The organism is Cryobacterium sp. PH29-G1, assembly GCF_030063365.1.
Classification (GTDB): Bacteria; Actinomycetota; Actinomycetes; order Actinomycetales; family Microbacteriaceae; genus Cryobacterium.
The window spans coordinates 160,080-179,109 of the sequence record NZ_JASISY010000004.1; the positions used below are offsets into that span (position 1 = coordinate 160,080).

General features: G+C 66.4%; 18 protein-coding genes and 1 tRNA gene. 16 read left to right on the forward strand and 3 right to left on the reverse strand.

Annotated features, from left to right (window positions below):
- Positions 1–143: 143 nt before the first annotated feature.
- The 6 genes from QMK22_RS07255 to QMK22_RS07280 all read left to right on the forward strand — a co-directional run bounded on the left by QMK22_RS07255 (position 144) and on the right by QMK22_RS07280 (position 7,290).
- The gene (locus tag QMK22_RS07255) at positions 144–1,628 is read left to right on the forward strand and encodes an MFS transporter (RefSeq protein ID WP_283497118.1); all 1,485 of its coding nucleotides are present in this window, start codon (positions 144–146) and stop codon (positions 1,626–1,628) included.
- 74 nt (positions 1,629–1,702) lie between these two features.
- Positions 1,703–2,062 (forward strand): hypothetical protein, encoded by a 360-nt coding sequence (locus QMK22_RS07260; RefSeq protein WP_283496947.1) that lies wholly within the window; start codon positions 1,703–1,705, stop codon positions 2,060–2,062.
- Positions 2,063–2,236: 174 nt separating this feature from the next.
- Positions 2,237–3,916 carry an ABC transporter substrate-binding protein gene (locus tag QMK22_RS07265; RefSeq protein WP_283496948.1) on the forward strand — a complete coding sequence of 560 codons (1,680 nt, stop codon included), beginning with the start codon at positions 2,237–2,239 and terminating at the stop codon, positions 3,914–3,916.
- Between the two features lie 13 nt (positions 3,917–3,929).
- Entirely contained in the window at positions 3,930–4,892 is a 963-nt protein-coding gene (locus tag QMK22_RS07270) for an ABC transporter permease (protein ID WP_283496949.1), read from the forward strand.
- On the forward strand, positions 4,889–5,722 hold the full coding sequence (locus QMK22_RS07275) for an ABC transporter permease (protein ID WP_283496950.1): 834 nt from the start codon (positions 4,889–4,891) through the stop codon (positions 5,720–5,722). The genes QMK22_RS07270 and QMK22_RS07275 overlap by 4 nt, the downstream gene beginning before the upstream one ends.
- Positions 5,719–7,290: a dipeptide ABC transporter ATP-binding protein gene (locus QMK22_RS07280; RefSeq protein WP_283496951.1), complete on the forward strand. Its 1,572-nt coding sequence runs from the start codon at positions 5,719–5,721 to the stop codon at positions 7,288–7,290. Before QMK22_RS07275 ends, QMK22_RS07280 begins: the two co-directional genes overlap by 4 nt.
- On the opposite strand, the gene QMK22_RS07285 is transcribed toward QMK22_RS07280, so the two are convergent.
- Positions 7,287–7,538 (reverse strand): DUF6458 family protein, encoded by a 252-nt coding sequence (locus tag QMK22_RS07285; RefSeq protein WP_283496952.1) that lies wholly within the window; start codon positions 7,536–7,538, stop codon positions 7,287–7,289. The genes QMK22_RS07280 and QMK22_RS07285 overlap by 4 nt on opposite strands.
- A 114-nt stretch (positions 7,539–7,652) precedes the next feature.
- Here QMK22_RS07285 and QMK22_RS07290 point away from each other — a divergent pair, with 114 nt between their 5' ends.
- From QMK22_RS07290 to QMK22_RS07300, 3 genes are read left to right on the forward strand one after another with little or no spacing between them, the layout of a single operon-like run.
- Positions 7,653–8,729: a 3-isopropylmalate dehydrogenase gene (locus QMK22_RS07290; RefSeq protein WP_283496953.1), complete on the forward strand. Its 1,077-nt coding sequence runs from the start codon at positions 7,653–7,655 to the stop codon at positions 8,727–8,729.
- Positions 8,726–9,838, forward strand: coding sequence for a branched-chain amino acid aminotransferase (locus tag QMK22_RS07295; RefSeq protein ID WP_283496954.1), 1,113 nt, complete (start codon positions 8,726–8,728; stop codon positions 9,836–9,838). Before QMK22_RS07290 ends, QMK22_RS07295 begins: the two co-directional genes overlap by 4 nt.
- 60 nt (positions 9,839–9,898) lie before the next feature.
- Complete coding sequence (locus QMK22_RS07300; RefSeq protein ID WP_283496955.1) at positions 9,899–10,639, forward strand: fumarylacetoacetate hydrolase family protein; 741 nt, start codon at positions 9,899–9,901, stop codon at positions 10,637–10,639.
- A gap of 146 nt (positions 10,640–10,785) precedes the next feature.
- Here the strand turns inward: QMK22_RS07300 and QMK22_RS07305 are convergent, their stop codons facing one another.
- Positions 10,786–11,391: a TetR/AcrR family transcriptional regulator gene (locus QMK22_RS07305; RefSeq protein ID WP_283496956.1), complete on the reverse strand. Its 606-nt coding sequence runs from the start codon at positions 11,389–11,391 to the stop codon at positions 10,786–10,788.
- 101 nt (positions 11,392–11,492) lie between these two features.
- On the opposite strand from QMK22_RS07305, the gene QMK22_RS07310 reads away from it, so the two are divergent.
- Positions 11,493–12,527, forward strand: coding sequence for an NADP-dependent oxidoreductase (locus QMK22_RS07310; protein WP_283496957.1), 1,035 nt, complete (start codon positions 11,493–11,495; stop codon positions 12,525–12,527).
- A 51-nt stretch (positions 12,528–12,578) separates the two neighbouring features.
- A complete protein-coding gene (locus QMK22_RS07315) occupies positions 12,579–13,286 on the forward strand; it encodes a type 1 glutamine amidotransferase domain-containing protein (RefSeq protein ID WP_283496958.1) in 708 nt (235 codons plus the stop codon).
- A 45-nt stretch (positions 13,287–13,331) separates the two neighbouring features.
- Here QMK22_RS07315 and QMK22_RS07320 read toward each other — a convergent pair whose 3' ends face one another.
- Positions 13,332–14,408, reverse strand: a complete 1,077-nt coding sequence (locus QMK22_RS07320; RefSeq protein WP_283496959.1) for an aminotransferase class V-fold PLP-dependent enzyme — start codon at positions 14,406–14,408, stop codon at positions 13,332–13,334.
- An 81-nt stretch (positions 14,409–14,489) separates the two neighbouring features.
- Between QMK22_RS07320 and QMK22_RS07325 the strand changes: the two genes are divergently transcribed.
- From QMK22_RS07325 to QMK22_RS07345, 5 genes are all read left to right on the forward strand, one after another.
- A complete protein-coding gene (locus QMK22_RS07325; RefSeq protein WP_283496960.1) occupies positions 14,490–15,434 on the forward strand; it encodes a LysR family transcriptional regulator in 945 nt (314 codons plus the stop codon).
- 125 nt (positions 15,435–15,559) lie between these two features.
- Positions 15,560–17,083, forward strand: coding sequence for a glutamate--tRNA ligase (gltX, locus tag QMK22_RS07330; RefSeq protein WP_283496961.1), 1,524 nt, complete (start codon positions 15,560–15,562; stop codon positions 17,081–17,083).
- A gap of 105 nt (positions 17,084–17,188) precedes the next feature.
- Positions 17,189–17,260, forward strand: a tRNA-Gln gene (locus QMK22_RS07335).
- Positions 17,261–17,384: 124 nt separating this feature from the next.
- Positions 17,385–17,651: a helix-turn-helix transcriptional regulator gene (locus QMK22_RS07340; RefSeq protein ID WP_283496962.1), complete on the forward strand. Its 267-nt coding sequence runs from the start codon at positions 17,385–17,387 to the stop codon at positions 17,649–17,651.
- A gap of 115 nt (positions 17,652–17,766) precedes the next feature.
- Entirely contained in the window at positions 17,767–18,849 is a 1,083-nt protein-coding gene (locus QMK22_RS07345; RefSeq protein WP_283496963.1) for a tyrosine-type recombinase/integrase, read from the forward strand.
- Positions 18,850–19,030 lie beyond the last annotated feature (181 nt).

Here is a 19,030-nt window from a genome sequence, read left to right on the forward strand (position 1 = left end):
CGTTTGCCGCCGAGGGCGGCGCCGTGCCGAACGCCGCGGCTTCCGGCACGGCGGTTTCGGGCGCGTCGATCGCCGGTGCGGCGACTGCCGGTGTGTCGTCACGGGGTGCTGGGGCATCCGCTGCGGCATCCGCTGTATCGACGGTGCACGACCGTCGACGCTGGTGGGCGCTGGTCGTGCTCATGCTGCCGGTGTTGCTGGTCTCCATCGATAACACCGTGCTCAACTTCGCTCTTCCGGCAATCTCGGAGGCCACGAAACCCACCGGCGTGCAGTTGCTGTGGATGGTCGACATCTACCCGCTCGTGCTGGCCGGTCTGCTCGTTGCCATGGGCAACGTCGGTGACCGTATCGGGCGGCGACGCCTGCTGCTCATCGGATCGGTGGGATTCGGTGCGGTCTCGGTCGCGGCGGCATTTTCGCCGAGCATTGAATGGCTCATCCTCGCTCGGGCAGTGCTCGGCTTTTTCGGTGCGATGCTGATGCCGTCGACCCTGTCGCTGTTGCGCTCGACCTTCACCGATCGAAACCAGCGCCGGCTGGCAATCGCCATCTGGGCGACCGGGTTTGCCGCCGGAAGTGCGCTCGGGCCCGTTGTCGGCGGGATCCTGCTGGAGCACTTCGCCTGGGGCTCCGTCTTCCTGCTCGCGGTGCCGCTCCTGCTTCCGCTGGTCGTGCTCGCGCCCCTGCTCGTGACCGAATCGCGCGACCCGAACCCCGGTCGCGTCGATGTGCTGAGCATTGTGCTGACCCTGGCCACCATGCTGCCGATCGTGTACGGCATCAAGGCGGTCGCCGAAAACGGACCGACCGCACTGGCGCTGGCGCCGATCGCGGTGGGACTCGCGCTGGGAGTCTGGTTCGTTCGACGTCAGTTGCGCCTGCCCAACCCGATGCTCGACATGGGCCTTTTTCGCCTGGGTGCCTTCAGCGGCGCCGTGGTGATCAACCTGCTGAGCGTTACTGCCCTGGTCGGATGCCTGTTCTTCGTGTCGCAGCACCTGCAACTCGTGCTCGGTCTGTCACCGCTTGCGGCCGGCCTTGTTCTCGTGCCCGGGCTCGCCGCGATGATCATCGCCGGGCTGGCCATCGTGCCGATCGCCCGTCGGGTGCGGCCCTCACGGCTGGTGCCGATCGGACTGTTCATTTCCGCCACCGGATTCGGGGCCATCGCCATCTCGGGCGGGCAGATCGACGCACCGGGCGTTGCGATCGCTTTCGTGCTGCTCGGCATCGGAATCGGCGCGGCCGAGACAGTCTCGAACGAGCTGATCATCGCCAACGCTCCCGCTGACAAGGCGGGCGCGGCATCCGCTGTTTCGGAAACCGCCTACGAACTCGGGGCGGTGCTGGGTACCGCGGTACTCGGCACCATTCTCACCGCGTCGTACCGGAGCGCCGTCGTGCTGCCCGACTCCCTCACTCGCGCCCAGGAACATGCCGCGGGGGAGACGCTCGGCGGAGCGGTTGCCGTGGCCCAGCAGCTGTCTGGCGGCACAGCCGATGCCCTGCTGCAATCGGCGCGACACGCCTTCGACAGCGGCGTCGGCCTCGCCGCATGGATCGGAGTAGCCCTCGTGCTGAGCGCCGCCCTCGTTGCCGTGATCGCCCTGCGGCGCGCCCGCTAGGCCACCCGGGCCGTTCGGCGGCCGAAAATCTCCGAGGCAACGGTTCGAGCGCGTGCGCAACCTCGGCGTTTTTCATGACACTCCGTGCTGCCAGTGTCTGGAACGGGCGTGTCGCGAAAATCACCGAGCGGGAGTCTGGTCTGCACCTGCGACGGCCACCCCACGCCAATCCGTCCCAGAATGTCGATGCTGCCGGCAAGCCCGTGCACATTCACTGGACCGCTGTGCGCTGCGAGGATGCCGGACACTCCTGGCTCGTCTCCCCGATAAATGCGGTCTGGCAAGCCATCCACGGCCTTGATGAAGAAAATGCGATCGCGTGCCTCGAGTCCGCGGTGCACGATAATTTCCTCACCGTCGACCAGGTTCAGGAAATCTGCCGGGCTGCTCTGGCACGGTTGCAGCCGGCCAGGCCGCACAGGGCCCGGCCGTGAACGGCTCCGAGTTTATGAACGGCTCCGCGTGCACCCCCGGATGCGCAGATAGCGGATGCCAGGCTTGCCGAGCGGTTGCGTGGGCGAGATTCCAGGGAATGCGCGGGGCCGGCATCCGCTTAGGCTTAGAGAGAGAATGAACAGCCCCGCATCAACTGAAAAGAGAACGTTGTCATGCGCATTCGCGCCCACGCTCCCGCACGTACTCGCACCCCCTGGATCACCGCCGTGGCGTTGGCCTCGGTCGTCCTGCTCGCCGGGTGCACCAGCTCGCCCACCACGTCGGCGAACGCCTCGGGGGAGCTCACCTACGCGATCTCGGGGGGAACCCTGAGCAGCGGCAAAATGGACATTCATTCCTCGGCCTTTCAGGTGACCGCACTGGTTATGCGCAACTCGTTCGATTCGCTCGTGTACCAGCAGACCGATGGCACTTTTGTGCCGTGGCTGGCGAAGTCCTGGCAGATCTCCGACGACGGCCTGCACTACACCTTCACGCTGCGCGATGACGTGACCTTTCACAATGGCGAAAAGTTCAACGCTGCCGCGGTCGTTGCGAACTTCGACCACGTTGTCGCCCCCGAGACCGCGTCGGCCGACGCAGCCAGCCTGATCGGCTATGCCGAGACCGGCGGGTTTTATGCGGGCGCGGTGGCCGAGGACGAGTTCACCGTTCGCGTGGACTTCACCCAGCCCTACGCGCCATTTTTGCAGGCCGTCAGCACTGCAAAGCTGGGTTTCTACGCTCCTGACGTGCTGGCGAACAAGGCCGCAGAATTACCGGCCGGCGGCCCGGACATCTCGGTGGGCACGGGACCGTACACCCTGACCTCGTACACTCCCGATCAGGAGATCGTCTTCACGGCCAACCCGGACTACAACTGGGCTCCCGAGGGCAGCGCTCATCAGGGGCCGCCCGAGATTGAGACGCTCAGGTTTCGAATCCTGCCCGAATCAGCGGTGCGCACCGGGGCCCTCACGAGCGGCGAGGCCCAGATCGCCAGCGATATCGCCCCCAACACGGTCGGCCAGATCAGCGACGACTTCACGGTTGAGAAGGCCGCCATCCCCGGCCTGCCGTATTCCCTGTTTTTGAACGAGAAGAACAGCACCGCGGGCGGCAACGGTGTCTTCGCCGATGTCAACGTGCGCCGGGCCTTCGCCCTCGCCATCGACATCGACCCGGCGGTCCAGACGATTTATCAGGATCAGGTTGAACGGGCCTGGAGCATCCTTTCTCCGACCACACCGGATGCCTACGACGCCACTCTCGAAGACAGCTGGTCGTTCGACCCGGACGCGGCCAACGCCCTGCTCGACGAAGCCGGATGGGTCGAGCGCGATTCCGACGGTTATCGCGTGAAGGATGGCAACCGGCTCAGCGCCCGCTGGATCGCCTGGACTCCCGTCTCCGACGCGAACGCGAGCCTCGGCGATGTCGTGCAGTCTGACCTCAAACAGGTCGGTTTCGAGATCGTGCGCGACAATCTGGAGGTGGCGTCGTACTACGGCGAGTTCGAGAAGCGCAGCTATGATCTGTCGGACTGGAGCTTTCCGAGCGTGGATGCCGACGTGTTGCGGGCCCACCTGCACACCGGCGGGTACAAGAACGGCGCCTCGGTGAGTGACCCCACCGTTGACGCCCTGCTCGATGGAGCCGTCGCCGCCAGTGATCCGGCCGTGCGTGCTGACCTCTACGCCCAGCTGCAGCAGTGGAATGCCGAGCAGGTGGCGATCCTTCCGATTTCGGTATCGTCGGCGATCACCGCTTACAGCAGCGCCATTACCGGGCTGAGTTTTGACCTGTACGGACAGCCGCTGTTCTACGGTGCGTCGCTCGAAAGCGCCGACTGAGCACCAACCGCCCATGAAGAACTCGGAACAGCACACGTCGGGGCTGCGCCGACGCACCCTGTTCGGGCGCCTCGGCGGCATGGTGCTGGTGGTCTGGGGCGCGGCAACCGTGGGGTTCCTGGCCTTGCGCCTTGTACCCGGTGACCCGGTCGACGTCATGCTGGGTGTGCACGCCGATGTCAGCGAGTCGGTGCGCGAGTCGGTGCGCGCCGACTGGGGCCTCGCCGATCCGCCGATCATGCAATACCTCGCCTACCTCGGGCGGCTCGTGCGCGGCGACCTCGGCACCTCCTACCGGCTGCAGAGCCCGGTGGCCGACATCATCGGGGCCCAGCTCGTTCCCACCGTGGCGCTCATGACCCTCGCCTTGGCCGTTGCGCTGGTACTCGCCGCCGGTTCGGCGCTGCTGGCCCGCGGTGCGCGCAGCCGGGCGTTGTTGTCGATGCTGGAACTGTTTGCCGTCTCATCTCCGACATTTTGGACCGGCCTCGTCTTGATCTCGATCTTCGGCTTCGGCCTGGGCTGGTTTCCGGTGGTGGCCACCGGGGGGATCGCCGCGCTGGTGCTGCCGGCGGTGACGCTGGCGCTGCCCGTGGCCGGGATCATCAGCCAGGTGTTTCGGCAGGGGTTGGACGCGGCATCCGCTCTGCCCTTTGTCGACACTGTGCGCGCTCGGGGTGCAACCCACGCCCGGCTGGTCGTACGGCACACGCTGCGGCATGCCGCCGCGAACAGCGTCACGCTCACCGGCTACATCGTCGGTTCGCTGCTCGGCGGCTCGGTGCTGGTCGAGACCGTTTTCGCCCGCCCCGGTCTGGGGCGCGTGGCGCTGAACGCCATCATCAACCGGGACATACCGATCGTGCTCGGCATTATTGTGCTGGCCGCCGTGGTGTTCTCCATCGTCAATCTGCTCGTTGACCTGCTGGCCGACCGGATCGACCCGCGCCTTACGGCGCCGGCGGTGTATTCGTGAGCGGGGTGTTCGGGCAGCGAACGCTCCAACGCCGGGTGCCGGCGTTGTTGGCCGCCGCGTTTCTGCTGCTGCTCGTGATGAGCGCCGTGGCACCGGCACTGTTCACCTCGGCGGATCCGTTGCAGACCGACGTGGCGGCCGCCCTGCTGCAGCCCAGCCGGCACCATCCGTTCGGCACTGACCAGGCCGGCCGGGATGTCTTCTCCCGCGTTCTCTACGGATCGCGCTATTCGCTCGTGATCGGTTTCGGGGCAACCGCCATTGCCCTGGCCATCGGTCTCGCTGTCGGAGCGGCCGCGGCTTCGATGCGTCGATTCGGTGACGGTGTGCTGTCGCGGGCGATTGAGATCGTGATGGCTTTTCCCGAGTTTCTGCTCGCGCTGATCGTTATTGCCATTATCGGACCGGGCGAGTCGAGCCTGCTCATCGCCGTGGCCATCGCGGTGATGCCCGCCTATGCCCGGGTCGCCCGGGTGCAGACCCTCGTGGTGCGCCGAGCCGGATATATCGAAGCGGCCCGCACCCTCGGGGTGGCGCGCACCTCCACCCTGCTGCGGCACATCATTCCCAATACTCTCGGCCCGCTGCTGGCGATGGCGACCATGGGGGTCGGCACGGCCATCGCCGCCGGCGCCGGACTCAGCTTTCTGGGACTTGGACCGAAACCTCCCACGCCGGAGTGGGGACTCATCCTCTCGGAGGGGCGCAATTTTCTAGCGACCGCCTGGTGGATCGCGGTGTTCCCCGGCCTGGTGATCACCGCCACCGTGATCGCGACCAGCCTGCTCGGCCGCCACCTGCAGTTTGTGAGTGCGGGGCGCCGCCCATGATCGAGGTGCGCAACCTGCGTGTTGACCTGCCCGGCACCCGCGGCCCCGCCGTTGACGGCATCTCCCTGTCGATCGCCCCGGGCGAGTGCCTGGCCATTGTCGGTGAATCCGGGGCCGGCAAGTCCATGCTGGCCCGCACGCTGCTCGGGCTGACCCCGGCCGGCGCCGCGATCACCGCCGACGAACTCAGCGTGAACGGGGTTGACGTTCGAGGCCTCGGGGAGGCCGGCTGGCGCGCCCTGCGCGGAGCATCCATCGCTTTGGTCAGTCAGGACGCCCTCGTTGCCCTCGACCCGCTGCGCCGGGTGGGGCGCGAGATCGCCGAACCGTTCGAGGTGCACGAGAAGCGGATGCCGCGCCTCGAGCGCGACCAGCGGGTGCAGCGTCTGTTGCAGCGGGTGGCCGTGCCCGAGCCTCTGCTGCGCGCAGGCCAGTTCGCGCACGAGCTCTCGGGCGGACTGCGCCAGCGAGCGCTGATCGCCTCGGCTCTGGCGGCGAATCCGGCGATACTCATCGCCGACGAACCGACCACGGCCCTCGACGTAACCGTGCAGGCGCAGATTCTGCGTCTGCTGGCCGAGCTGAAGGCATCCGGTATCGCCGTCTTGCTGATCAGCCACGACCTCCTCGTCGTCGCTGAGCTTGCCGACCGAATCGCCGTGATGCAGCGCGGTCGATTTGTCGAGGTGGCCCCGGCGGCCACCCTGCTGGCCGACCCGCAGCACCCGTACACCCGCGAGCTGCTCGCGGCGGCGCCGTCGAACCGGCCGCGCGCGGCGGCGGCACCGGCAGCCCCGACCGGCGCCACCCCGCTCCTATCGGCGCGTTCCCTCATGAAGTCTTACGGGCGGGGAGTGCGCGCCGTCGACGACGTGTCGTTCGACCTTTTTGCCGGGGGCACCGTGGGAATCGTGGGAGAGTCCGGCTCGGGAAAAACCACCGTCGCGAAACTGTTGCTCGGTATTGACGAGACCGACAGCGGCACCGTGCTGCTCGATGACAAGCCGTGGAGCGGCGTGAGCGAATCGAGGCGGCGCGCTCGCCGCGGCCAGATTCAGCTGATCCACCAGGATTCGCTCGGTACGTTCGACCCGCGCTACTCGGCACAGCGAATTCTCGCCGAGGCTACCGGGCTCGACTCCGCCGTCACCCGCGCCGGGCGACCGGCGCGAATCCACGAACTGTTCGACCAGGTCGAGCTGCCCCGGGCTTTGCTGGCTCGCCGCGCACAGGAACTCTCCGGCGGTCAGCGTCAGCGGCTGGCTATTGCCCGGGCGCTGGCACGCCGGCCTCGTGTACTCGTGCTGGACGAGCCCGTCTCGGCGCTGGACGTGCTGATTCAGTCACACGTGCTCGACCTGCTGGCCACACTGCGGGAGCGGATGGGGCTGGCCATGGTGTTCATCTCGCATGACCTGGCCGTCGTGCGCGGTCTCTGTGACCAAGTACTCGTCATGAAGGAGGGGCGGGTCGTCGAGCAGGGGGCCACCGAGACCATCTTTCGACTCCCGCAGCATGCCTTTACCCGGCAGCTGCTCGCGGCGGCCCGCCTCGTCGAACAGGCCTAAAGGTCGTCGATCGAGTTCTCTCGGCGGGTGACCTGCTCGCCGTGCACAGGATCGGCGATCGTGCGGGTCGTGCTCACGCTGTTGCGGCGTCGTGTCATCAGGATGATGCCGAGAATCACCACGAACGCGCCGGCGGCCAGCAGTATGTAGCCCACCAGCTGCAGGTCGACTCCGGTGACGGTCACGTCGACGGCCCACACCAGGATGGCGCCGACGACCAACAGAAAGATTCCTAGTCCGATGCTCATGATCTGCTGCTTTCTGTAAATGATGCCCGCTGGGGAACAGCCTAGGCACTTCGGCGACAAAGGTAAGGTTTGACTATACGCATTTCAAGTGTTTGTTGAATGGTTCGGAGCCGCATGTCTCGTACGATCAAACTCGCAGTCATTCCCGGAGACGGGATTGGACCGGAAGTTGTCGCTGAGGCGATGAAGGTGCTCGGCACCGTCACCGCCCGCGAAGATATCACGATCGAGACGAGTACGTTTCAATTGGGTGCCGCGCGGTTCCTCGAAACCGGTGATGTGCTCACCGACGGTGATCTTGCGTCCATCCAGCAGCACGACGCCATCCTGCTCGGTGCCGTCGGCGGAGTTCCCGGCGACCCGCGCCTCAAAGACGCGAACATTGAGCGGGGGTTGCTGCTCGGCCTGCGCTTTGCGCTCGATCACTATGTCAACCTGCGGCCCTGCACGATCTACCCCGGCGTGGCGAGCCCGCTCGCCGCTCCCGGTGTGGTCGACTTCGTCGTCGTGCGCGAGGGAACCGAGGGCCCCTACGTGGGCAACGGCGGCGCCATCCGCCGCGGCACCCCGCAGGAAGTGGCCAACGAGGTGTCCGTGAACACCGCCTACGGGGTGGAGCGCGTCGTGCGCTATGCCTTCGAGGTGGCGCAGGGGCGTGAACGTAAGCGGCTCACCCTCGTGCACAAGACCAACGTGCTCGTTTTCGCCGGCAGCCTGTGGCAGCGCATCGTGAACGAGGTTGCGGCGGAGTATCCCGAGGTCGCGGTGGATTACCTGCACGTCGACGCGGCGACCATCTTCTTCGTGACGAATCCGAGTAGATTTGATGTCGTCGTCACGGATAACCTCTTCGGCGACATCCTCACCGACCTGGCTGCAGCGATCAGCGGCGGCATCGGCCTGGCGGCCTCCGGCAATATCAACCCGACGGGCCGCTTTCCCAGCATGTTCGAGCCCGTACACGGCTCGGCACCCGATATCGCCGGCCAACAACTCGCCGACCCGACCGCGGCCATCCTCTCGGTGGCGCTGTTGCTCGATCACCTCGGGCTGACGGATGCCGCGGCTCGCGTTAACGCGGCGGTGGCCGATGACCTGCTGCGCCGCACCGAGAACGCCCCGGTTCGTCGGAGCACCGCTGAAGTGGGAGACGCCATCGTGACCCTTTTGACAGACAAGGTACTGAAATGAGCAACACCGAATCCACCACCAGCTACCCGCTGAGCTTCGCCCTCACGCCGTCAACCGATGCGCGCGCCGAAGCTGAACGCGAAGAGATTCTTGCCGACCCGGGTTTCGGCAAACACTTCACCGACCACATGGTCACCATCGACTGGTCGGTGGACGCCGGCTGGCACGATGCGCGCGTCACCCCGTATGGCCCGCTGATGCTCGACCCCGCCTCCTCGGTGCTGCACTACGGCCAGGAGATCTTCGAGGGCCTCAAGGCCTACCGGCACGCCGACCAGTCGATTTGGACCTTCCGGCCCGAGAAGAATGCCCAGCGGCTGCAGCGTTCAGCGCACCGCCTGGCGCTGCCCGAACTGTCGGTCGAAGACTTCATCGAATCGGTCAGGCAGATGATCGCCGTTGACGGTGCCTGGGTGCCGTCCGCCCCCGAGACCAGCCTGTATTTGCGCCCGTTCATGATCGCCAACGAGAGCTTTCTGGGCGTGCGCGCCGCCCACCGGGTGAGTTTCTACGTGATCGCGAGCCCGGCCGGCGCCTACTTCGCCGACGGCGTCGCCCCGGTGAAAATTTGGCTGTCGACCGAGTACTCCCGCGCCGGCCGCGGCGGTACTGGCGCCGCGAAGTGCGGTGGCAACTACGCCGCCTCGCTGTTGCCGCAGATGGAAGCCTACGAGAACGGCTGCGCGCAGGTGCTCTTTCTCGACGGTGAATCCGGCAGCCACGTCGACGAGTTGGGCGGCATGAACGTGTTCTTCGTGCACGGTTCCGACACGCTCGTGACGCCGCGCCTCACCGGATCCATTCTGGAAGGCGTGACCCGCGACAGCATCATGCAGCTCGCCCGCGACCGCGGTATGACCGTGGAAGAGCGCGACGTGACGCTGGGGGAGTGGCGTGAGGGGGTGGCATCCGGTGCCATCACCGAGGTCTTCGCCTGCGGAACCGCAGCGGTGGTCACCCCGATCGGCCAGCTCAAGGGCAAGGACTTCACGATTGGCGAAGCGGATGCCCCGGCCGGCGCGATCACGCTGTCGCTGCGCCAGGAGCTCACGGACATTCAGTACGGCCGCGTGCCCGACCGGCACGGCTGGCTGACCCGCCTCGACTGACGTAAACTGAACCTTTTGGCCCCGCTTGACGGCGCGGGCCACAACAGGCGGGAACGACACGTGAAGATCGCACGCTACAGCTATCAGGGCGCCATCGCGTTCGGCATTGTTGACGACGATGAACTGGTCGTACTCACGAGCGACCCGATGTTCGCCGGATTCGACACCACCGGCGACCGGGTCGCGCTGGCCGAGGTGAAACTCCTCGCGCCGGTGATTCCCCGGTCGAAGATCGTGGCGGTGCAGAGCAGCGCGGCCGAGCCGGCGTTCGTGCTGAAGCCCAACACCGCCGTCGTCGGCCCTGGCGATGCGATCGTGCTGCCCGCTGCGTCGGAGCGGGTCGAGGTCGATGGCCAGCTCGCAATCATCATCGGCAAGATTGCCAAGAACGTCACGGCAGCGGATGCCGCGAGCCGCGTCTTCGGCTACACCGTCGCGACGGTCGTCTCCGCGGCCGACCTCGCCGAACGAGATGCCACCCGGGCCGGCGCCTTCGACACCTTTTTGCCGCTCGGGCCGATCATTGAAACCGACTTCGACGACGCGGCCACGCCGTTGCGCGGTCTCATCAACGACGAAGAATTTCAGGCCGTGGAGCTCGGCAACGATGATTCCACGCCCACCGAGGACACCGTCGCGGCCCTCGTCGCGTTCGCCTCGAGCGTGTTCACTCTGCTGCCCGGCGACGTAATTCTGGCCGGTCCGATGGACACCGCCGCCGCGGTCGTCGACGGCGACACGGTCACGATGTCGATCGCCGGCATCGGAACCCTCGTGAACTCGGTGGTTCGCCCGGCCTAAGGTGTGAGGTCCCCCGCGCACGGTGTGGGGCCCTCCGCGTCGGGCCCACCTTATGCAACGGGGCCCGTGATAGATCGTGGGCCCAGTTGCATAAGGTGGGCCCGGGTGCGCGAGTGGCTGCGCGCGCGTGTGTGCGGTGGCGGGGCTCAGCGGCTGGAGCCCGGGAACCAGGCTCTGACCTGGTTCGATGCGGTGTTCAGCAAGGCAATCGCTTCGGTTCGGTTGACCCGGGCTATCAGCATGGCGCTCATTGACAAGGATGCCAGGGTGCGCACGCGCTCCTCGAGCACGGCATCCGCTGAATGCTCAGCATCGGAGGCCGCCAGGAGCGCGTGCCGGAGCGCAGCCGACAGTTCGATGCGGTAACCCTCCACGACCGCTCGGGTCGGATCGTCGTGGGCGGCGAGGCCGGCGGCGCAATTAACGAGCAGGCAGCCGGTTTGCACGGAGTCGGGCGCCTGCGTGGCCGTGGCCACAGCGAGGCTGCCGAAATAGTCCAGCAGGGCCGAGGCATCCGTGGTGCCGGCGCGCAGCACGGCTAGCCGGGGTCGGATGACCGTCTCGAGATAGTCGGTGACCGCGGCGTCGAAGAGACCGCGTTTGCTGCCGAAGGCGTGGTACAGGCTGGAGCGTCCGAGGCCCGTGGCCGCTTCCAGATCGGCCAGGGACGCTGCCTCGTAGCCCTTGTCCCAGAACAGGTCTCGTGCAGCTTGCACGACCACGCCGTTGTCGAAGGTCTGTAGGCGCCCCATGTCCACTCCTTGAATCGTGTCTGACGATCGGTCAATTTTGTGTACCGATAGGTCCACTATATAGTAAAACGATCGTTACAAAACTAGCAGAGGAGCCCACCATGGCGACATCCACCATCAGTACCCAGATCCAGCTCGTGAACCGTCCGGTCGGCTGGCCAACGCATGCGGACTTCCGCACCGTGACCGTTGACCTGCCCGAGCTTGCGGCCGGCCAGATTCGGGTCGCCAACGAATTCATCTCCGTCGACCCGTACATGCGCGGCCGGATGAATGACGCGAAGAGCTACGTGCCGCCGTTCGTTCTCGGCGAGACCATGGGCGGCGGGGCGGTCGGCCGCGTCGTCGCTTCCGCCGACGACGCATTCGCCGTCGGCGATGTCGTGACCCACGGCTACGGCTGGCGCGACCTGGTTCAGGAAGACTCCGCCGGATTCCGAGTTGTTCCTGAACTCCCCGGAATCTCCCTCTCCGCCTACCTCGGCGTGCTCGGCATGACCGCCCTCACCGCCTACGTCGGCCTGCTCGAGATCGCCAAGCTCAAGGAGGGCGACACCGTATTCGTCTCCGGCGCCGCTGGCGCCGTGGGCAGCATGGTGGGCCAGATCGCGCGGCTCAAGGGCGCCAAGCGCGTGATCGGCTCCGCTGGATCAGCCGAAAAGGTGGCCCTGCTCACGAGCAAGTACGGCTTCGATGCCGCGTTTAACTACAAGGATGGTGCCATCAAGGACCAGCTCGCCGCCGCGGCCCCCGAGGGTATCGACGTGTACTTCGACAACGTCGGAGGCGAGCACCTCGAGGCGGCCCTCGCCTCGTTCAACGACGGCGGACGCGCGGCCCTGTGCGGCGCCATCTCCCTCTACAACAGCACGGACACTCCGGTCGGTCCGACCAACATGATGAACATCGTCACCCGCGGCCTGACCCTCACCGGCTTCACGCTCGGCAACTACTGGAATCACCTTCCGGCGTTCACCGCTGAAATGACTGCCTGGCTCACCGCGGGCCAGATCGTCTTCGATGAGACCGTCGTTGACGGCGTCGACAACACCATCGACGCGTTCCTCGGCCTGATGCGCGGTGAGAACACCGGCAAGATGGTCGTTCGCACCGGTGAGCTCGTACCGGCGCTCTGACTCAAATCAACCCGCACGTCTTACCCACCACGTCACCTTCAAGGAGAATTCATGACCCACGTACTTTTCGTGGTCAGCGCCGCTGACCACTGGACCCTCAACGACGGCACCCTGCACCCCACCGGGTATTGGGCCGAGGAACTCGCCGAGCCGCACCGCCTGTTCACCGAGGCCGGATACCAGATCAGCATTGGCACGCCCGGCGGCGTGGCCCCGACGATCGACGCGGTCAGCCTGCGCGCCGATGCTGCCGGGGGAGAGGAGCGCGCGGCACAGATCGTCGACTACATCGCGACCATCTCCAAACAGCTCGACTCGCCGCTCAGTCTCGACGACATCAACGTCGGCGACTATGACGTGGTCTTCTACCCGGGCGGTCACGGCCCGATGGAAGACCTCGCCGTCGACGCTGTCTCCGGGAGCATTCTCACCGAGGCGCTCGACAGCGGTCGCATCCTCGGCGTGCTCTGCCACGCCCCGGCTGCCCTGCTCGCGGCCAAGCGGGCCGACGACAGCTGGCCCTTCGCCGGCTATCGGATGACCGGCTTCACCGACGCCGAAGAGGTACTCGGTGGCCTGGCCCCGAAGGCTCCGTGGCTCGTGCAGAGCCGACTGGTGGAACTGGGCGCCGACTTCGTGGCCGGAGAATCGTTCGCGCCGCACATGGAGATTGACCGCAACCTGTACACCGGGCAGAACCCGGCCTCCTCGGCCGCTCTCGCCGGAGCGATCATCCAGGCTGTCGCCGACAAGGCATAGTCAGGGCTGATGGCAGGTCGGGCCTGGGCCGCGACGGACCAACGGTCAGTCGCGGCGCAGGGCCGCCAGGGCCAGTGCCACGTCATCCTCGTCATTGAAGAGGTGAAACGCCACCCTGGCCCGCCCGGCTCGGCCGGAAGCCGTGATTCCCGCTGCGGTGAGCCGCGCGAGGTCGCGGCCGCCGGCATCCGGCCAGCTGATGATGGCCTGGTCGTGACGGGGCAGGTCGAGACCGTCGCACAGTGCATCGCCCAGCCCCGCATTGTGGGCGCGCACCTCGGCCAGGTCGAGGCTGCGGAACAGGTCGATGGCTGGTTCGGCTCCGACCCAGGCCGGCCAGGCCGGCGACACGTCGAACCGGCGAGCATCAGCGGCGAGCATCATGGCCGGGCCGTAACAGGATGCCCATAGGTCATCTCCCGCGTACCAGCCGGCATTGATCGGGTTGAGTTGCCCGGCGAATGTGTCGGTGACCGTGAAGAAGGCGACGCCGCGAGGCGCGCCGAGCCACTTGTAGCTGTGGCAGATGGTCGCATCGAAGACCGACGCGTCGACCGGCATCCACCCGGTGGCCTGAGTCGTGTCGCACAGGGTGAAGGTGTGGGTGCTCGCGGCCGCGGCGCGAATAGCGGCGCTGTCGGCGAGACGTCCGGTAGCGGACTGAACGAGAGAGAAAGCCACCAGCCAGGTGTTCTCGGTCAAACTCGCGGCCAGATCGTCCAGCTCCACCTGCCGCACGGTCACCCCGCGGTACGCCTGCGCCAGAAACGGAAACACCATGGAGCTGAAATCGCCGATCGGCAACACGACTTCGGCACCGTCGGGGATGCTGGCGGCCACCATGCCGGCCATCACCGAGGTCTGCGAGCCGATCGCCACCCGATCGGGCGTTACCTGGACCAGGTCGGCGTAACCGGCGCGCACGCGTTCGACCACGGCACCGTAGCGGGAGGCGCAGGCCTCTCCGCGGGCCCAGACCTCGGTGTCGGCGCGCATCGCGGCGATCGTGTCGATCGTGGGCAGCCCGAGCGTGCACGAGGCCAGGTAGCCGCGGCCGGCGGTATAGCGGGTGCGGGCTTCCGCAAGGCTGACGGTGGTCGTGCGTGCCGGTGCGGTGGTCATCCCTCCAGTGTGACCACCGTTCATTCATGCAACAACGGCCAGTACTCGATGCAATACATAAGCCCGGGTTATGATTTCCCCATGATCCCACTGCCAGGACAGGGCCCCGACCTCGACGCGCACGCCCTCGCGGTCGTGCGAGCGGTGCACGAGCACGGCTCGATCACCGCTGCCGCGGCCGCCCTGGGCTATAGCCAGCCGGCCGTGAGCCAGCAGCTCAAGCGACTCGAGCAACGGCTCGGGCTCGCCGTGGTCGAGCGCGTGGGACGTGGCGTGCGTCTCACTGAAGCAGGCCTGGTGCTGGCCCGGCACGCCGTAACCATAGCAACGGCACTCGATGCCGCGGCGGGGGAGATCGCCGAGCTGCAGGGGCTGCGCTCCGGTCTGGTACGTCTCGTGGCGTTCCCGTCGGCATCCGCTACCCTCGTGCCGACTCTGCTCGCGCGCATGAAGGCGCGGCACGCCCAAATCAACATCACCTACCTGGAGGCCGAGCCGCCCGAAGCTGTCGCCGCCGTGCGGGAAAACCGCGCCGACCTGGCCGTCACCTTCAGCTACCCGGGTGACCGGATCGATCCGCACCGGGAGAGCGCCCAGGGGCTGCGGGTGACGACCCTGCGCCGGGAGGAGATGATGCTCGTGCTGCCGGCGGGGCATGGGTTGGCCGGCCGGGAGTCCGACGCGGTCGACCTGGGCGAGCTCGCCGAGGAGAGCTGGGTGGCCGGCTGCCCGCGCTGCCGCGGCCATCTGCTCGACCTCTGTGATCGCCGCGGATTCGCACCGCGCATCTCCTACGAGACCGACAACGTGGCCGCCGTGTTCGGTCTGGTCGAGGCGGGCATCGGGGTGGCGCTGTTGCCGGCGCTCGCGATCGAGTCGGTCGGTCTGCGCGCGGGAGTGGTGATTCGCGCCACCAGCGGCCGGGACCATCGCACTCTGCACGCGGTGACCGCGGCCGGTGCCGAGCGGGTACCGGCGCTCGCCGCCGCTCTGCGTGCTCTGGTTGCGCTCTCGGCGCCGGAATAGATGCGCTTCCGCCGCCCGGGCCCACCTTGTGCAAGCGGGCCAAATTTAGAAGGTGGGCCCGCTTTCCGGGCCCAGGCCCGGAACGCAAACAAGTACGTGGGCGCGCTCAACTAGAATCATGAGTAATGTCTGACACCACTGCACACCCGTTTTCTACCGCCACCGGAACCGACGTTCGCGTGCGGTTCTGCCCCTCGCCGACCGGAACGCCCCACGTGGGCCTCGTTCGCACCGCCATGTTCAACTGGGCCTACGCCCGGCACACCGGCGGCACGATGATCTTCCGCATCGAAGACACCGACGCCGCCCGCGACAGCGAAGAGAGCTTTCTGCAGCTGGTCGAGGCCATGCGGTGGCTGGGCCTGAACTGGGACGAAGGCGTCGACGTGGGCGGCCCGCAGGCGCCGTATCGCCAGTCGGAGCGCTACGACATCTACCGCGGTGTCATCGACAAGCTCAAGGCCAGCGGCCACATCTACGAGAGCTTCGTCACTGGCGAGGAGATCGAGACCCGTAACCGCGACCTGGGCCGCGACCCCAAGATGGGCTACGACAACTTCGAGCGGGATCTCACCGAAGAGCAGAAGGCCGCCTACCGTGCCGAGGGCCGGTCCCCGGCGCTGCGCCTGCGCGTGCCCGACACCGAGCTTTCCTTCGACGACCTCGTGCGTGGCGAGATCACCTTCCCGGCCGGCTCGTTCAGCGACTTCGTGGTGGTGCGCCCGAACGGGCATCCGCTCTACCCCTTCGTCAACCCGGTCGATGATGCGCTCATGGGCGTCACGCACGTGCTGCGCGGCGAAGACCTGCTCTCGTCGACCCCGCGCCAGATCGCGCTCTACCACGCGCTCATCGACATTGGTGTGACCACCTTCATTCCGCGCTTCGGCCACCTGCCCTACGTCATGGGCGACAAAAACAAGAAGCTCTCCAAGCGTGACGCCGAGGCCAACCTGTTTCTGCACCGCGACCGCGGATTCATCCCCGAGGGTTTGCTCAACTACCTCGCCCTGCTCGGATGGTCGCTCTCGCACGACCGCGACGTGTTCTCGATCGACGAGTTCACGGCCGCGTTCGACGTGGTCAACGTCAACCCGAACCCGGCCCGGTTCGACCTGAAGAAGGCCGAGTCGATCAACGGCGACCACATCCGCCAGCTTGAGGCCGCCGACTTCGCTGCACGCCTGGTTCCCTACCTGGTGACCGCCGGCGTGCTGGGCGAGACTCCGAGTGAGTCCGAACTCGCGCTGCTCGCCCAGGGCGCCCCGCTCATCCAGGAGCGCATCGCGGTGCTCGGTGAAGCCCCCGCCATGCTCGGTTTTCTGTTCACCACCGGCGCTGACCTGGTTCTCGAAGCGGATGCCGTTGCCTCGCTCCCGCAGAACGCCGCCGAAATTCTCGGCGCAAGTCGCACCGCGCTGGCGAGAATTCCGGCAGCGGAATGGACCACGGACCGGGTGCACACCCTGCTGGCTGAGACGCTCGTTGAGGGCCTCGGGCTCAAGCCGCGTGTCGCCTTCGGTCCGCTGCGCGTGGCGCTGTCGGGCCGCAAGATCTCGCCGCCGCTGTTTGAGTCCATGGAAATTCTCGGGCAGGCCGAGACGCTGGACCGTCTCGATCGAGCCCTGGCGGTAACGACAGCCGCTTGAGTCGTCAGCTCACTCGGGCGGCAACGCGCCGAGGAATACCTCGGTTTGGCCTCTGTGGCCCGAGTGGGCTAGGCTACTACTCGGCCCGATCTTCGGATTAGGCATTGGGGTATGGTGTAATTGGCAACACGGATGATTCTGGTTCATTTGTTCTTGGTTCGAGTCCAGGTACCCCAGCACTAAAAGGCGCAGGATTCCGCGGCGAAATCGACCATCGCCCACCCTGTGGAACAGGCCCAAAAGGGGCCAAATTACCACAAACCACACCACAAACCCCCTCGGGGATTGTTTGGTCGTTGTTGTGCCCGGCCCCGTACGGGACTGTCCCGACCTGATCGGGCTGCTCACGGCCTCCGTGGTGCACCTGTCGTGTATGGACGCGACGACGCAAATCACACCCACGTTTCTCACCCAGCGCGAACTGGCGGAACTGCTCAGAATGCCCGAGCGCACACTCGAGGACTGGCGCCTGATGCAGACTGGGCCGCCCTATATCAAGCTCGGCCGGCTCGTTCGGTATGACGTGCAGGACGTACTGACCTGGGTACACGAACACCGCCGTGGTTAGGCCGCAGATTGCGGCTGGGGAAGTGGGCTCTGTCGACGTGCAGCAATTGGCGAACGGCAGGTATCGTGCCCGCGGCACTAGCCGTGACGACAGCGGGGCCCGGCATCGCCACGCAGTGACGGCTGATTCCCGCGACGATGCCATCGCCGAAATCCATCGACAAGCGAGGGCGATGGGTACCGGCGGTGCCGGAAACCTCTCACCGTCGAGCACGGTCGCTGACGCGGTGGAGCTCTGGCTGTCACAGGTGCTCACCCGCGCCAAAGCTGGCAGCCTGTCGTACTCGACCTACGAATCGTATGAGACCACCGCCCGCGTCATCATTGTGCCGCGGTGCGGGGGAGTGCGGCTTGAACACCTGACCGTCGGTCGCTGCGATCGCATCCTGCAGCGAATTCTGGAGGAGGAGACGATCTCGAAAGCCAGTCGTGCGCGTGCGGTGCTGAGTCTCGTGTGTGGCTACGCCGTGCGCGACGACGCTCTTATGCAGAACCCCGTGCGCGACGTACAACGCCTGCCAATGTCCTTGCGCAAGGAATCCGCCCTCACGCCCGCGCAGATCACGGCCATTCGTGGGCGCATGCAAGTGTGGCGGCTTACCCGCGACGATGGCCCTCGGCCCAACTACCGTGCCCTCATCGACGGAATGGACATCATGATCGGCACCTCTCTGCGTGTCGGTGAATGCATCGGTTTGCGCCGCTGTGACGTTGACATGACGACCCTGCCGCCGACCCTCATCGTGAGCGGCACGATCGTGAGCACCAAAGCGCAGGGAACGCACCGCAAGAATTCGCCCAAGCGGTCTCGGCAACGGAGGAGTATCGCGCTGCCGTCGATGGCCGCCGCGGCCGTGCGGCGCCGGCTGGCGCTTGCCGAACCCGACCCAGAGGCGTTCCTTTTCCCCACACGAACTGGCCGCTCGCTAAGCGTCAGCAACTACGAGCACCTGCTCCGCGCATTCGTCGAAGATGAGCGCTCTCACCTTGTTGGCCTGGGCGTTGACGTCGATGAATACACGACGCACATGTACCGGCGCACCGCTGCCACGCTGATCGAGCGGGCGGGCGGAATAACGCTGGCCTCGCGACTTCTCGGCCACGCAAACGAGCAGACCACGCGCAACAGCTATGTGGTCACGGCCGACATGGTCGACCCGGTGACAGCGGAGATTCTTGATGAGGTGCTCGGCGGGTGAGCGATCTCAGTGTTCAGAGGATGGGCACGGATTAACCAAGAAGACTTTCTTCGGAAGACCGCACTCATGGAACCCAGGCGCACAGATTAGGACGCTCCGCAATGCCCGGCAGAGACCACGTCTCGAAACCTGTGGGCTGCGAGACATTTTGACGAGACAGAGCTATGATGCGCGGTTGTGC

Coding starts and splice junctions, on each gene's coding strand:
- QMK22_RS07320 (WP_283496959.1), bottom strand. CDS start 14,408: ATGACCACCGCACCGGCACGCACGACCACCGTCAGCCTTGCGGAAGCC.
- QMK22_RS07265 (WP_283496948.1), top strand. CDS start 2,237: ATGCGCATTCGCGCCCACGCTCCCGCACGTACTCGCACCCCCTGGATC.
- QMK22_RS07310 (WP_283496957.1), top strand. CDS start 11,493: ATGGCGACATCCACCATCAGTACCCAGATCCAGCTCGTGAACCGTCCG.
- QMK22_RS07290 (WP_283496953.1), top strand. CDS start 7,653: ATGTCTCGTACGATCAAACTCGCAGTCATTCCCGGAGACGGGATTGGA.
- QMK22_RS07325 (WP_283496960.1), top strand. CDS start 14,490: ATGATCCCACTGCCAGGACAGGGCCCCGACCTCGACGCGCACGCCCTC.
- gltX (WP_283496961.1), top strand. CDS start 15,560: ATGTCTGACACCACTGCACACCCGTTTTCTACCGCCACCGGAACCGAC.
- QMK22_RS07270 (WP_283496949.1), top strand. CDS start 3,930: ATGAAGAACTCGGAACAGCACACGTCGGGGCTGCGCCGACGCACCCTG.
- QMK22_RS07295 (WP_283496954.1), top strand. CDS start 8,726: ATGAGCAACACCGAATCCACCACCAGCTACCCGCTGAGCTTCGCCCTC.
- QMK22_RS07260 (WP_283496947.1), top strand. CDS start 1,703: ATGACACTCCGTGCTGCCAGTGTCTGGAACGGGCGTGTCGCGAAAATC.
- QMK22_RS07285 (WP_283496952.1), bottom strand. CDS start 7,538: ATGAGCATCGGACTAGGAATCTTTCTGTTGGTCGTCGGCGCCATCCTG.
- QMK22_RS07315 (WP_283496958.1), top strand. CDS start 12,579: ATGACCCACGTACTTTTCGTGGTCAGCGCCGCTGACCACTGGACCCTC.
- QMK22_RS07305 (WP_283496956.1), bottom strand. CDS start 11,391: ATGGGGCGCCTACAGACCTTCGACAACGGCGTGGTCGTGCAAGCTGCA.
- QMK22_RS07280 (WP_283496951.1), top strand. CDS start 5,719: ATGATCGAGGTGCGCAACCTGCGTGTTGACCTGCCCGGCACCCGCGGC.